Origin of the sequence: Fibrisoma limi BUZ 3 (assembly GCF_000296815.2) — a bacterium.
GTDB classification, from domain to species: Bacteria; Bacteroidota; Bacteroidia; order Cytophagales; family Spirosomataceae; genus Fibrisoma; species Fibrisoma limi.
In genome coordinates this window covers 288,681-303,271 of record NZ_CAIT01000004.1, presented here as the reverse complement: position 1 = coordinate 303,271, position 14,591 = coordinate 288,681, and the positions used below count along the sequence as shown (strand labels likewise).

General features: G+C 54.5%; 12 protein-coding genes. 6 read left to right on the top strand and 6 right to left on the bottom strand.

What is annotated here, in order from left to right; genetic code table 11:
* The first annotated feature begins 90 nt into the window (after positions 1-90).
* Positions 91-3,978, top strand: coding sequence for a PAS domain S-box protein (locus tag BN8_RS31470; protein ID WP_009280067.1), 3,888 nt, complete (start codon positions 91-93; stop codon positions 3,976-3,978).
* An 89-nt stretch (positions 3,979-4,067) separates the two neighbouring features.
* Here the strand turns inward: BN8_RS31470 and BN8_RS01835 are convergent, their stop codons facing one another.
* The 3 genes from BN8_RS01835 to BN8_RS01825 form a co-directional block, all read right to left on the bottom strand.
* Complete coding sequence (locus BN8_RS01835; RefSeq protein ID WP_009280066.1) at positions 4,068-4,688, bottom strand: HAD family hydrolase; 621 nt, start codon at positions 4,686-4,688, stop codon at positions 4,068-4,070.
* A 105-nt stretch (positions 4,689-4,793) separates the two neighbouring features.
* Positions 4,794-5,504, bottom strand: a complete 711-nt coding sequence (locus BN8_RS01830; RefSeq protein ID WP_009280065.1) for a LytR/AlgR family response regulator transcription factor — start codon at positions 5,502-5,504, stop codon at positions 4,794-4,796.
* The gene (locus tag BN8_RS01825) at positions 5,501-6,508 is read right to left on the bottom strand and encodes a sensor histidine kinase (RefSeq protein WP_192579009.1); all 1,008 of its coding nucleotides are present in this window, start codon (positions 6,506-6,508) and stop codon (positions 5,501-5,503) included. The genes BN8_RS01830 and BN8_RS01825 overlap by 4 nt, the downstream gene beginning before the upstream one ends.
* Positions 6,509-6,684: 176 nt before the next feature.
* Between BN8_RS01825 and BN8_RS31465 the strand changes: the two genes are divergently transcribed.
* Both BN8_RS31465 and BN8_RS01815 read left to right on the top strand, forming a co-directional pair.
* On the top strand, positions 6,685-7,935 hold the full coding sequence (locus BN8_RS31465; RefSeq protein WP_009280063.1) for a nuclear transport factor 2 family protein: 1,251 nt from the start codon (positions 6,685-6,687) through the stop codon (positions 7,933-7,935).
* Positions 7,936-8,145: 210 nt separating this feature from the next.
* Entirely contained in the window at positions 8,146-8,553 is a 408-nt protein-coding gene (locus tag BN8_RS01815; protein WP_009280062.1) for a T9SS type A sorting domain-containing protein, read from the top strand.
* 78 nt (positions 8,554-8,631) lie between these two features.
* On the opposite strand, the gene BN8_RS01810 is transcribed toward BN8_RS01815, so the two are convergent.
* From BN8_RS01810 to BN8_RS01800, 3 genes are all read right to left on the bottom strand, one after another.
* Positions 8,632-8,904: a UBP-type zinc finger domain-containing protein gene (locus BN8_RS01810; protein WP_009280061.1), complete on the bottom strand. Its 273-nt coding sequence runs from the start codon at positions 8,902-8,904 to the stop codon at positions 8,632-8,634.
* Positions 8,905-9,006: 102 nt separating this feature from the next.
* Entirely contained in the window at positions 9,007-10,668 is a 1,662-nt protein-coding gene (locus tag BN8_RS01805) for an FAD-dependent oxidoreductase (RefSeq protein WP_009280060.1), read from the bottom strand.
* Between the two features lie 13 nt (positions 10,669-10,681).
* On the bottom strand, positions 10,682-12,064 hold the full coding sequence (locus BN8_RS01800) for a sensor histidine kinase (RefSeq protein WP_009280059.1): 1,383 nt from the start codon (positions 12,062-12,064) through the stop codon (positions 10,682-10,684).
* 107 nt (positions 12,065-12,171) lie between these two features.
* Here BN8_RS01800 and BN8_RS01795 point away from each other — a divergent pair, with 107 nt between their 5' ends.
* The 3 genes from BN8_RS01795 to BN8_RS01785 all read left to right on the top strand — a co-directional run bounded on the left by BN8_RS01795 (position 12,172) and on the right by BN8_RS01785 (position 14,527).
* Entirely contained in the window at positions 12,172-12,693 is a 522-nt protein-coding gene (locus BN8_RS01795; RefSeq protein ID WP_009280058.1) for a SixA phosphatase family protein, read from the top strand.
* A 213-nt stretch (positions 12,694-12,906) separates the two neighbouring features.
* Positions 12,907-13,509, top strand: a complete 603-nt coding sequence (locus tag BN8_RS01790; RefSeq protein WP_229367631.1) for a Crp/Fnr family transcriptional regulator — start codon at positions 12,907-12,909, stop codon at positions 13,507-13,509.
* 133 nt (positions 13,510-13,642) lie between these two features.
* Positions 13,643-14,527 carry an SDR family oxidoreductase gene (locus BN8_RS01785; RefSeq protein WP_009280055.1) on the top strand — a complete coding sequence of 295 codons (885 nt, stop codon included), beginning with the start codon at positions 13,643-13,645 and terminating at the stop codon, positions 14,525-14,527.
* The last annotated feature ends 64 nt before the right edge of the window (positions 14,528-14,591 follow it).

Genomic DNA, 14,591 nt, shown 5'->3' with positions numbered 1-14,591 from the left:
TATGCTGTGCGTTTACGCGCCGGTAGCTCAGCCCGTTAACTTGAGGCCATGAAGTAAGTATTCCTGACACCTGTAACGTAAAAGCCACGCATGCCTGACAATCAGAATCCCGTTGATGAGTACACGGCACCGGCCGATGAACGGTTTGAACTCATAGCCCGGGCAACTCATGATATTTTCTGGGACTGGAACTTGGAAACCAACCAGATCTGGCGTAACGAAGGGTTTGAAAAATTGTTTGGCAGCCATACCGAAACCATCGAACCGGGCGTAGAATTCTGGTACGGCCGGATTCACCCCGACGATAAAGAACGGGTGGTCAACCGGATACACGAAGTTATTGAACAGGGCAGCGAGTGGTCGGATGAATACAGATTCCGGCTGGCTAATGGCACCTATGCACACGTATACGACCGGGGGTTCACCATTCGCCACAACGGCAAAACCATCCGGATGGTTGGAGCGATGACCGACTTATCTGAGCGGGTCCGACTGCAACAGGCGCAGCAGGAAAAACACGAAGACTGGCGTATTGCGCTGGAATCGGCAGAGTTGGGTACGTGGAACCTCGACCCGACGAATAGTCTGGTCAAATGGGACGAACGCAGCCGGTCGTTCTTCGGCTATTCAAAAGGAGAGTTTATTCACCTGACCGAACTGCTGGGGCTCATTCATCCGGACGACCGCGCCGGTGTTGACTCGAATATAGAACAGGCTTTGCAGGCTGGTTTAACCGGTCGATTTGATCGTAAATTTCGCGTCGTCGGTGCCGACGATGGTCGGCTGCGCTGGATTCGATGCCACGGCAAACTGTACGTTGATGACAACGGTCGCCCGTACCGATTAGCCGGAACCCTGCTCGACATTACGGAAGACCGACGCCGGGAAACCGCTCTTCGAAACGCGGAAAAACGCTTTCAGACTGCTTTTGACAATGCGTCGGTTGGCATTGTTATTTCTGAGCCAGACGGTACGTTTATCGAGTTTAACAAGGCGTTCTGCCAGATGACCGGCTATGCGGCCGAGGAACTTCACAACAACACGTTCACGGTCATCCTCCACCCCGATGAACTCCCCGATTTTCACAGTCGGTTGCAAACCTTACTACCCGGGACTGAAAACACCATAAACGTCCAGCGACGATGGATTCGGAAGGATGGCAGCGTCATCTGGACCGACAGCCAGACCACCATCAGTTTCGATGAGGCAGGAAAGCCCGAAAGCCTTTTCTCCATCATCAAGGACATCACCGCCGACGTAGCGCTGCGTGACGAACAGCAGAAACTCCTGAAACTGGTTGAGAACAGCCAGAACTTTATGGCGATCGCTACGCTTGACGGACAAGTTACCTACGTTAACCGGGCCGGACGCGAACTCGTTGGGCTGGCCGAAGCCGACCTGACTGCGGGAAAGACGGTAGCTGATTTTTACGCACCGGACCATTTCAGCTTCATTCGCGACGTAGCGGTGCCAACAGTCCTGGAGCAGGGCCACTGGTCGGGACAGGTGGTGCTGCGGCATTTCCAGACGGACGAACCGATTCTCTGCCATGCCAGCGGGATCCGGATCGACGACCCCCGTACGGGTAAACCCATCGGTCGCGGGTTCACCATGCGCGACCTGCGCCCGGAACTAGCCGCCGAAGAAGCCCAGCGAAAACTGCTCACGCTGGTCGACAACAGCGTTGAACTTATGTCCATTCTGGAACTGGACGGCAAAAATTCCTACCTCAACAAGGCCGGGATGGACATGCTGGGCTTCGACTCGTTTCAGCAGGTTCAGGAAACGCCCATCGCCGAACTTCACGCACCCGAGCATTTTTCTCTGGTAGAGCAGGACGTTCTGCCCTCGGTCATGAACCTCGGCCGCTGGTCGGGCAAGATGCTGGTCCGGAACCTGAAAACCAGCGAAATTTTTCCGGTATTCAACAATACGATCCGGATCGACGACCCCGACAGCGGTAAGCCCATTGCGATAGGGGCCGTGATGCGGGATATGCGCCCGGAACTGGCGACCCAACAGGCCTTAATGGAAAGTGAAGAGCGGTTCCGGGGTATGATCATGCAGGCACCGGTAGCCATTACGCTGCTCCGGGGCGATAAGCTGGTTTTCGAATCGGCCAACGACTACATGCTCAACCTTTTGGGCCGGACCGCCGACATAATTGGTCTTCCGCTGGCCGACGCTCTTCCCGAAATTGAAGAACAGGGGTTTATTGACCTCTATAAAGGCGTTTACACATCCGGAAACCCGTATTATGGCTATGAGACTCCGGTCAAACTCTACCGCAACGGGCAACTGGACGATTGCTTCTTCAATTTTGTGTACGCACCCGTTCGGGATACCGACGGTTCCATCAACGGCGTACTGACTGTCGCTACCGAGGTGACCCCGCAGGTAAAAGCCAAAAAAGAACTGGAAGAAAGCGAAAAGCGGTTCCGCCATCTGGTGCTGGATGCGCCCTTCGCTACGGCCGTTTATGCCGGTCCGGACATGGTCATTCAACTGGCCAACGACGCAATGCTGAAACTGTGGGGCAAAGACGCATCCGCGATTGGAAAAAAACTGCGCCACGCCTTACCTGAACTGGAAGGTCAGCCTTTTCACCAACTGCTGGCCGATGTGTATACCACGGGAGTTGCCTACCAGGCCACCGAAGACCGCGCCGATCTGGTGATTGACGGGGTACTGCAAAGCTTCTACTTTACGTTTACTTACAAGCCCCTCCACGACGCCGATGGCAATGTGTACGCCATTCTGAACATGGCCGTCGATGTGACGCACCACGTCCTGGCCAAACAACAACTACAGGAAGCCCAGGAGAGTCTTAGCGAAGCCGTTGATCTGGCCGAACTAGCAACCTGGACAATCAACTTGCTGACAGGTGAAATGACTTCATCTGACCGGGTGAAGGATTGGCTGGGCACGACCGAAGCGGTTACGCCTGAGCTCATTTCCAGGTGCATTCATGAAAAAGACCGGGCGCAGGTAGACCAGAAGTTTCGGGCGGCCATGCACCTGGAATCGGGCAGTCGGATGGACCTGGAGTACACCGTTGTAAACCAGCTAACCGGCCAGGAGCACATTCTGCGAACGCAGGCCCGCGTTTTGTTTAATGAACAGGATGTGCCGTATCTGCTACGGGGTACCTCGCAGGACATTACGGCCCAGCGGATGACGGAGTATGAACTGGAGAATCAGGTACAGTTACGGACGGAAGAATTAAAAAAATCGAACCTACAGCTTCAGCAGTCGAATCAGGAACTGGAACGCTATGCCTACGTAGCGTCGCATGATTTACAGGAACCCCTGCGCAAAATTCAGCTCTACGCCAGCCTGCTTTCTGAGCGCCTGCAATCGAACGTCAGTGGAGAAGACCTCGACTACCTGACCAAAATGCAGGATTCGGCCAACCGCATGTCGGTGCTGATCAAAAATATCCTTGATTTTTCCCGCATCAGCCAGAACGTCCGATTTGTCAGGGATGTAAACCTGACCGAAACGGTTACGTCCGTGCTAAAGGACTTTGACCTGCTGCTGAGTCAGAAGAACGCCCGCGTCACCTACGACACCCTTTGCACGATCGATGCCATTCCGTTGCAGATGACGCAGTTGTTCCACAACCTGATCAGCAATGCGCTCAAGTTCGTCCGCGACGACGTACCACCGGCCATTACCATCTCATCCCGCCAGCTTACGCCCGATGAGTTAGCGGCTCGCGACCATCTGAATCAGCAGGTGCCGCATTGCGAAATTAGTGTTGCCGACAATGGTATTGGTTTCGATCCGGCGTTTGCGCCAAAAATCTTTGGTTTGTTCCAGCGCCTGCATCATCGGCAGCGCTACGAGGGCACCGGCATTGGCCTGGCGCTATGTCAGCGGATTGTAGTAAATCACCAGGGGGAAATCTGGGCTGAATCAGCCGAAGGACAGGGCGCTACGTTCCGCATCATCCTGCCTATGCGGCAATTAATGTAATCGGAGTGGGGTAGCGGAGGTATAGGGAAGTGGTGTCAGGTGCTGCACCTGACACCACTTCCCTATACCTCCGCTACCCGTTTCTGCGCCTATAGCGCCAGGCCAAGGTTAGCCAGGACCTGCACCGTCGATTCGTAGCTGGTGTGATGCAGGCAGTTCATGCCCATCGACCGGGCCACCTCCACGAACATGCGCCGGTCATCAATATAGACGACCTGCTGCGGGTCGACCTGCGCTACATCCAGCGCCAGCCGAAACAGATCGGTGTCGGGCTTACGAAAATGGACGTAGCAGGACGACACAAACGCGTCGATGAATTTATCCAGTCCAAACTGTTTGATGCGGTACTCGTTGATCTCCCGCCCCTCGTTGTTGACTGCCAGCAGTTTCAGGCCGTGGCGTTGTTTCAACTGGCTGATTAGTTGAATCATATCGGGGAACGGCTGCGACTGTTCCATAATGAAGCGGGTAAACTCCAGCTCTGAAAATGAGCGTTCTTCGTAAAAAACGATCCGTTTCAGGTAGTCGTCCAGGCTCAGCTTGCCTTCTTCGTACGTATCGAACGTCAGGTGATGGCGTTCGTTCAGTTCGTCGTGATCAAGACCGAACAGGTCGGCGGCCCGACGCCGGGCATCCCGGTCCCAGCCATTGGTCAGCAATACGCCCCCTATGTCGAGGAAGAGGGCTTTGATGGGTCGTGTTGTCGTCATGAATGATCGGCGCTATGCAGGTCGGTGCAAATTATAACTTCATCCATGATTTGCCTGCATCACCAGCCCGTTTTCATCCCTCGAATGGCTCTAGAATAGCCCCAACTACCACAGTTGCCGCTCGATCCGTTGCAGGAACGCGGCCCGGTACGTATCGCTGAGCGGGATTTGCTGCGTACCAATCCAGATGTGATTGGCCACCACTTTCTGTATTTTGTTGTGGTTGACGATGTACGACAGGTGTACCCGACTGAACTGGCCGGGCAGCGTTTGTTCCAGGTCCTTCAGGCGTTTGTAGGCAATGATCCGGGCCGTTGGCGTGACCACGGTGACGTAGTCTTTCAGAGCTTCGATGTACAGGATGTCGTCGTAAGCTACGTTCAGGTAGTCCTTACCGGATTTGATGTAAATGTACGTGTCCGACTCGGTTACAGACGGTACGGCCGGTACCTGGGGATGCTCCCCTGCCTTGCGGACCTTCATGGCGGCTTTCAGGAAGCGGTCGAACGTAATGGGCTTCAGCAGGTAATCCACCGCGTTGAGTTCGTAACTCTCTACGGCATAGTCGGAATAAGCGGTTGTGAAGATGACCGGCTGTTGCGTCGGCAGCAGGGCCTTCAACTGAACACCCGACAGATACGGCATGTTGATGTCCAGAAAAATCAGGTCGACCGTATTCGTTTCCAGCCATTTGAGCGCTTCGAGGGCGTGGTAGCAGGTGTGGGCATGGGTCAGGAAGGGCGTCAGGCGAATATGCCCCTCCAGCAACTGCACGGCCAGTGGCTCATCATCAACGATCAGGCAGGTCAGACTCATGGGCGGGAAATGACTAACGACGCATAAAAATACTCCTTCTCCTGAAACACCTGCATCTCGAAACGACCGGGATACACCAGTTCCAGCCGACGCTGTAGATTAGCCAGCCCGCGCCACGGCCCTTCCGACGTCTGGAAGACTTTGTTCCGCACCAGAAAATCCAGCCGTTCCTGTTGATACGTCAGCCGAATTTCCGCTTCGTTGTCGGGGCGGGTCTTGTCGATGCCGTGTTTGAAGACATTCTCCACGAACGGAATCAACAGCATGGGCGGGATGGCTGGGGCCGGGTTGGCCACGTTAACACAAACCTGCACCGGTAGCGGATAGCGCAGCCGAATCTGCTCCAGTTCGAGGTAATTCTGAATAAATGTCATCTCCGACGAGAGGGGCACCCGGTCCTTGGGCGCTTCGTCAACAAAATACCGCATAATGTCCGACAACCGGGCCACCACTTCGGCCGTCTGCTCCGACCGGGCTACGGCCAGCGCGTAAATGTTGTTCAACGTATTGAATAGAAAATGGGGCTGCACCTGCGACTTCAATAGGGCAAGTTCGCTGGCGGTTTGCTGACTGCGCAGCCGTTCTTCGCGCTGGAGCAGGTCAACGTAATTGATGGCTACCCGCAGCAGAAACCCGAACAGGAACGCCAGCAGAATCGTGATCGAATCGAAAGCGGCATGGGCAGCGTTCCAGCCGAAGAACTGGTGCTGATTTAACCGGATGAACAACAGTTCGTATTCCAGCCACATCCGGACCAACACCAGCCCGACCAGGAGCAAACTGGCAAACAGAGCATAGTACCCACGGTGTCCCTGGTAGAAGAAACGCGGCAGCAACCAATTTGCATGGAGATATACCGTCACGACGTAAAACACCACCCCAACGGTTGTGTACACGAACCCATACTGCCAGTCGCTTCCCTTCTGGATCGTATAGACCAGCAGCAGCAGGTACACCATCACCCACAGCCCCACCTGAACCCACGGCAAAACAGGCTTTTTCATTCCGGGAAGATAAGCGAAATCAACCGAGCCACGACCAGCATTTCGACGGGTGACCTCATTTTTTCGACAGACGGCCATTGGCCCATTCGGCCGAAAAAACCGGGGCAGGGGTCTACTTTACTTGCTGATCGCTACGTCGTTACGGAAACTTGCCGGCCTAAAAACAACTCATCCAAATGAACAAGCACCTGACTACCGCCCTCCTGCTGCTGATTGGCTGTCTGCCGGCCACAGCCCAGCAAACCGAACGTGCCCAGGTCGAAGCGGCCGCACTTGATTACCTAGACGGCGGTACTTACGGCGATACAACCCGGCTGATCCGTGCCTTTCACCCATCGGCAACGATGAAGTTTGTGGATAAAACTACGGGGCAATTTCGGGATGTACCCATCGCCGATTACCTGAACCGGGCAAAGGCGTCGGCGGGCCAGCGTGCCAACCGCACAACCCGCATTCTGGCCATTGACATTACGGGAACAGCCGCCCAGGCCAAGCTCGAAATCAACGCACCGACGCACACGTTCATCGATTACTTCAACCTGCTGAAGATCGACGGACGCTGGCAGGTTGTCAGCAAGATTTTCAACCGCATCGACAAAGCCCCTCTATACGCGCCGGACACAGTTTCTACCAACGACGTGTTTGGCCTTACCATCGCCCCCGACGGGCAGACGGCCTTCTTCGTCAAGTCATACGGCGGGCGCGACACCCTCCACCTCTACACGACCAGCCGGCAAAATGGCCAGTGGCAGAAACCAAGCCGGGTTCCCTTTTCGGGCCAGTACAAAGACATTGATCCCTTCTTTTCGCCCGATGGCAGTACGTTGATTTTTAACTCGAACCGGCCGAAGCCCGGCCGAAATCAACCCGGCGATTTCGACATCTGGGCCATTCGCCGGACAAACAAAGGCTGGAGTGAACCGTATCACCTGGGCGCTACGGTCAACTCCGATTCGTCGGATTTTTACGCCAGCGTGGCGGCCAACGGTACCTTATATTTTTCGTCTACACGGCAGGGTGGACTGGGTAAAGCCGACATCTGGCGCTCCGTTCAGCGCAATGGCGTTTACCAGAAACCGGAAAACCTTGGCACTACGTTGAACACCGGCGATTACGAAGGGAACCCCTGCATTGCGCCGAACGAGGACTTTATCATTTACGTCGGGCGCGATAGCCAGCAGGATTACGGAGACGGCGACCTGGTAATCTCGTTCAACCAAAATGGCCGGTGGAGCCGCCCACAGAACCTGGGGCCTGATATTAACACGGCCGATGCCGAGTTTGCCCCTACCCTCACCGACGGCGGAAAGACGCTGCTGTTCGGCCGTATTAAACGAGGCAAGCCGCTAATCGAAAACGTTCATATAATTAGGCAGTTTGACCGGCTTGTAGAACGTTTACGTAGTTCTGCGCAGTTTGACAGTTAATTATTGCGTACTTCTACTTTATTTGGCAATAAACCTCTTATTTGGCTCATTTCACCGATCATAATAGACCTAAAACCATTCAAACCGAATTTTGTACGGTTCACCCCGCTATTATAACCATTGGCGTAAGATGATAGTGGCTACGTTAGCAGACCGCTATACCTTTGAATCGTAAACAACAAAGAACAACACAAAAACCATTTACACGCCATGAAAACTGTCTTCAAATCCCTGCTGGTCGCTTTTGCGCTGACAACCGCTTATACTGTAGACGCTAAAACAACGGCCCCCTCAATTGACGATGTAGTCGTTAAGAAAACGGAAGCTTCATACCAGGTAGCTATCTATCCAACGGCTAACTACGACGTACTGAACGTAATTGTTGAAAAACCCGCTACCAAAGTGCTGCAAATCCGGGTAGTTGACAACAAAGGAAACGAACTGGCTGCCCAGTCACTGAACCGTAAGTCAGGTACGTACCGGGTTAAATTCAATCTGCAACAGGTTACGGATGGTCAATATAAAGTCGAAGTGAACGACGGCCAGACCACGAATACGTATCCGTTCACAGTATCAACGAAGGCCCCTGTGGTTGAGCGTACGATCAGCCTGCAGTAAACAACATAGCAACAAACACGAACGCGCCCTGGTCAGTTGATCGGGGCGCGTTCGTGTTTATCTGGTACCAGTCGGCCGCTAATACTGCGCCATTTGCTGATCGGCATAACACCACACCCAGCGCTCGCCCGGTTCGGCCGATGCCACCACCGGATGGCCCAACGCGTGGAAATGCTGCGTGGCATGACGGGCCGGCGACGAGTCGCAGCAGAGCGTGGTGCCGCAGGTCTGGCACGTACGCAGGTGTACCCACGTCCCGCCTACTTTCACACATTCGTCACAAACGTAGGCATGAGCGGGTTTGATTTCGGTTAGCTCGGCTAGGTGGTTGCATACCTGTTGTTTAGGCATAAAGTGGGTTGGTTTTACGTGTAACGTTCGTGGTTCATGGTTAATGGTTCGTGGCTCTACCTGGATGTTAAGAACAGCGTAGCAACTACAACAACCACGAACTCAGTTCTCAGCCAGATACTTGTGCACAAAGCTAACCGCCATAGCCCCTTCGCCCACGGCTGAGGCTACGCGGTTCATGGCTCCTGCCCGCACATCGCCAGCGGCAAAGATTCCGGCACTACACGTTTCCAGTGCGTACGGCTCCCGGTTCAGCTTCCACGATTTTTTGAAGTCATCGTAGCGGGCCAGACCTCGTCCTGTTTCGATGAAGCCCCGGTTGTCTTTGATGATGTCCATTTCGATCCAGTCGGTCAGGGGTTTGGCACCGATGAAAATGAACAGACCGCCCGCTTTCACCGTGCGCCGTTCGTTGGTGTTCATGTCTTCAAGCACCAGGCACTCCAGCCGCTCGTTGCCCAGGCCTTCCACTACTTCCGTACAGGGCAAAAGCGTGATGTTCGGCGTTTTTTCGATCTGGTCGATCAGGTATTGCGACATGGTTTCGCTCAGGCTCGACCGGCGGATACAGATAAATACCTCCGAGGCCGTTCGGGATAGGTACATAGCCCCTTGCCCAGCCGAGTTTCCTCCCCCGACGATGTACACCGGCTGCCCTTTGAATGCGTAGGCTTCGGTGGTGGCGGCTCCGTAGTAAACCCCCGCACCGGTAAATTTATCCAGGCTTTCGTTTTCAAGCTTGTGGTACGACACGCCTGTGCTGAGCAAAATAGCGCGGGTCAGCACCTCACTGCCATCAGCCATCCGGATGTGTTTGTATTGCCCCTGCGAACTGATCTCGACCACTTCCTGCGGAGCCAGAAACTCAACGCCGAACCGTTGCGCCTGCGTAATGGCCCGGCGTGCCAGATCGGCTCCGCTCAGTCCTGATGGAAAACCCAGGTAGTTTTCGATTCGGGAGCTGGTACCAGCCTGCCCTCCCGGCGCCCGCTTGTCGATCAGGATTGTTTTCAGTCCTTCGGAGCCGCCGTATACGGCCGCGGCCAGCCCGGCCGGTCCTGCCCCGATGATGGCCAGATCGTAAAGCGACTCCATCGCTTTGGGCTTCAACCCCAGCTTTTCGCCCAGTTCACTCAGGCTCGGCTGGAGGAGTATGGTGCCATCTTCAAGCACGACGGCGGGTATATCTTTTCGCTCAACGCTATGGAGATCAAGCAACTCCTGCGCTTTGGGGTCCGTTTCGATGTCGAGCCACTGGTACGGAAAGAGGTTGCCGGCCAGAAAATCCTTCAACTCGTGCGAGCGGGGCGAAAACTGGTAGCCAATCAGCCGCAGCCCTTCAAAATCGGGTTTATGATTCGACTGCCAGTCGCTGAGCAGATCGTCGAGTACGGGATAGAGTTTTTCTTCGGGCGGGTCCCAGGGCTTGGCGATGTAATAGTCCAGTTGCACTTCGTTGATCGCCCGCACAGCCGCGTCGATGTCGGAATAGGCCGTCAGCAACGCCCGTTTAGCCTCGGGATAAATAACCCTTGCTTTCGTCAGGAAATCAACCCCGGCCATCCCAGGCATCCGCTGGTCGGAGAGGAACATGGCGACCACTTCACCCTTCTTTTTCAGTTCAGTCAGGGAATCAAGGGCCTCCTGCGCCGACGTCGTGCAGATGACACGGTATTGTTTCCGGTATTGTTTGCGCAGGTCCTGCTGAACGGCCTGCAACACCTGTGGATCATCGTCGATGGAAAGGATGATGGGTAGCTTCATAGGATTAGTTAAATCATTCGATCGGGATGCAGACGCTGAATTCGGTATGGCCGGGCTGCGACTGAACTTTAATGGAACCGTTGTGGTGCTTCACGATTCCTTTCACGATGTCGAGGCCCAGGCCGGTACCCTGCCCTATCGCTTTTGTCGTAAAGAACGGATCAAATATTTTATCCTTTACGTCGTCGGGGATACCCGTACCGTTGTCGATCACTTTGGTCAGCACAAACTCGCGGTCAATTTCACCCGTAATCGCCAGCTTACCGCCATCGGGCAGGGCATCGATGGCGTTATCGATCAGGTTCGTCCAGACTTGGTTCAGCTCGCCCGGGTAGCCGCAAACCATCGGCAGATTGTCCGGTACGTCCACCTCAACGCTGATGTGCTTGGCTTTGAGCTTATGATCCAGGAGCGTCAGCGTACTGCGGATGCCTTCGCTCAGCCGGACGCTTTCGCGACCCGCCCCCCGGTCCATGTGGGTGTAGTTTTTGATCGAGCCGACCAGCGTCGAGATACGTTTGGAAGCCTCGCTGATATCCATGACCAGTTTCTCGGTAATCAGGTTGTTAACCAGCCAGTTGATTACTCCACCGATGTTCTTCTCATCGGCGCGGTCGAGCACCCAGTCAAGATCATCGGTCGTAAAGCCGTATTCAACCAGCGGCCCGGCCAGGTCCAGGCTGTCGGGTACATCGTGGTCGTCGAGCCAGTCGGTGATCTCGTCTTCCAGGTTGCTCCGCTCAATCAGCGTGAGGGTCGGGGGCTTTTGATCCAGTCGCCGGAATAGTGCTTCGTTGACCGCATCAACGTGCTCATCCGTCAGGTTCAGGTGCATGATGGTCTTGAACGCGTCGGGCGTGGCCCGCATGTGTTCCCGAAGCGTGTCGGCCGACCGAACCACGGCGGCTACGGGGTTATTCAGCTCATGGGCCAGTCCCGCCGACAATCGCCCCAGCGACGCCAGCTTCTCGTTCTGCTGCACAAGCTTCGTAAAATCCCGTACGCGTGTGGTCATCTGATGCACCAGGGCTTCGGTCAACTCGTAGCAGGTTGCGGGCATCTCGCGCAGATGCGTACGGTGCAGCAGCAGTACGTGTGCTGGTTGCTCAGCCACTATCCGACTTACGGCTTTAACCATACGGGAAAACGGCAGCAGCCCCAGAATGCCGTGGCTTTCATACACCGCAATTTCGTCGGCCTGACCGTTGGGCCCGCCGTCGATGCGAATGCGCCCGTCGAGCACCAGCGTCAGGTGGTCAATAGGCTCACCGGCTTTGGTAATAACCTGCTCACGGGAATAGGATTGTTCTTCGGCGCGGTCGAGCAGCCATTGAAGCTGCTCGGACGGAACGGCAGCAAAGGCTGGAAACTGTTTCAGCGTTTCAATGGAGGGCATACGATGGGAAAGAGGTGTTGGTTAGATCGTAACGAAAACCACGTCTGATTAGTTACAATTCGCTTTATAGCTTTACTTGACCGTAATTTGCTAAAAATCCGCCACTCATGCGCGTACACCCCATCGTACAATTCGTTACAGCCGGGCTTATCTATCTGATGGCCTCCGGCTGCGCTACCACAACCGTCTACATTGTCCGCCATGCCGAAAAAGTAGACGAAACCGACTCGACCAATCTCACTACGGTCGGGCACGAACGGGCCGCAGCCCTGGCCGAAACCTTACGTAGCGCCGGCATTGACTCGATCTTCTCCACTCCGTACCGACGTACCCGGCAGACCGCCGAACCGCTTGCCAGACAGACTGGCGTTCCAATCGTCAATTACCCGGCGCAATCGACACAGCGGATCGTTGAGCGGCTTCAACGCATCCGGGGCAAAGACGTACTGGTGGTAGGCCACAGCAACACAATTCTGGACGTAGCGAAGGGCCTGGGCACCCAGCCAACCCTACCCAAAATTGAGTCCGGCGATTTTGACAACCTACTGGTTGTGAAGATCAAAAAGAAACCGTTTGGCCAATCTGTTTCGCTCGATCAGCGAACGTATGGACAGCCCACGGCTCCGTAAGTCAGGCGTCTATTTGACGAATACTATATTCAATTAGCTACTATTTTTGTCATCCCGACGTCAGGAGGGATCTTCGGTAAGTGGAAGAAAACATAGCTTCACCCGAAGATCCCTCCTGACGTCGGGACGACAAAACAGCAAATAGGCGAATGATAGGCCAGATACTTATATGATGGAACTTAGTGCTGGTAAAAGCGGTTCCGAACTAAGTTTTTGCAGCAGGAGATGGTTACGGTTTTCGAAGAATACATGAAAGCGCAGGGTACCGCCTTGTCTGATGACCAGATCAGACTGATCGGCGCGGCTGCGGTTAAAAGGGTCGTTCATCGAAAACAAATACTGTTACAGGCAGGGGAAACATGTCGGCATAAAATCTTCATCCCTAAAGGCTTGTTGCGGATGTATCGTACCGGAGCCAATGGCAGCGAACACATTTTGAAGTTTTCGACGGAGCTTACCTGGATTACCGACGGTGAAAGCTACACACATCGTACTCCGTCTGCGTACAGCATTGATGCAATTGAGGCTAGTGAAGTGCTGATGTGGAGCAGAGATTGTTTTGATACGTTGCTCAATCAGATTCCTGCCCTCAAAGCATTTTCCGACCAGCTCATCTCACGGAACCTGTATTCGAGCCAGAACCGCCTTTATAAAGTCATTAGCGCCACCCCGGAAGAAAAGTACGACGATTTCATAAACGCCTATCCTGGCATTCTGCTACGCGTACCGTTACGCATGGTGGCATCTTATTTGGGCGTTTCGGTCAAAACCCTCACCCGTATCCGGCAGGCGCAGCTTCAGCGCTCTTTAAAATAGGGACAAATGTCCTCTTTTGCCACTCGCCTATGTATCAATTTTGGCCGATGAAATAAGGGTGCCGCGTAATCTTCAACCTGATTGCAGGTACAGGATTGTGCGCATCCGATCAACAACCAACTCATTGACAACTATGCGTGTATTCGTCACGGGAGCCACAGGCTTCATCGGCTCGGCCATTGTACAGGAACTGCTACGTACAGGCCATCAGGTTGTAGGACTTGCTCGTTCAGAAGCCTCAGCTAAATCACTCACGGAGGCTGGTGCTGAGGTCCTATTGGGCAATCTGGAAGACCTTGACAGCTTAAAAAAGGGTGCCACGGAGGCAGATGGTGTTATCCATACGGCCTTCATTCACGATTTTGCCAACTATCTGGCGGCTGCCGAAACTGATAAACGGGCTATCGAGACCCTTGGCTCCGCCCTGGCAGGCTCTACTCGTCCGCTTGTTGTTACCGGCGGCATATTGGGTTTGCGAAACGATGGGGTTCCCGCAACTGAAGACGACCCCGCTCCCGGATTTCCGCGTGCCTCAGAAGCAACGGCCATGTCGCTGGCGGAAGCTGGCGTTCACGCGTCGGTTATTCGACTTCCGCCCTCAGTTCACGACATTGGGGATTACGGCTTTGTACCGTACATCATAAACACGGCCAGGCAAAAAGGCGTATCGGCTTACGCAGGGGATGGTAGTAACCGCTGGCCCGCTGTACACCGGCTTGATGCGGCTCATTTGTTCCGGTTGGTGTTGGAAAAAGGAACTGCTGGTAGTCGGTATAACAGCATCGGCGACGAAGGCATACCCGTTCGGGAAATTGCTGAACTAATCGGCAGGCACCTCAACCTGCCCGTCGTTTCGATATCTCCTGAAGAAGCGGTCAGTCACTTCGACTGGATGAGTCGATTTATTCAGTTCGATAGTCCGGCATCCAGCGAGAAAACAAGGGAACAACTGGGCTGGCAGCCCACGCACCCCGGCCTGATTGACGACCTCAACCTGGGTCACTATTTCAAGCACTGATTTATTCAATTCCACAAGCGCCTGGATGCGTACCTCTACGTGTCCGGGCGTCAGTATATGGCAA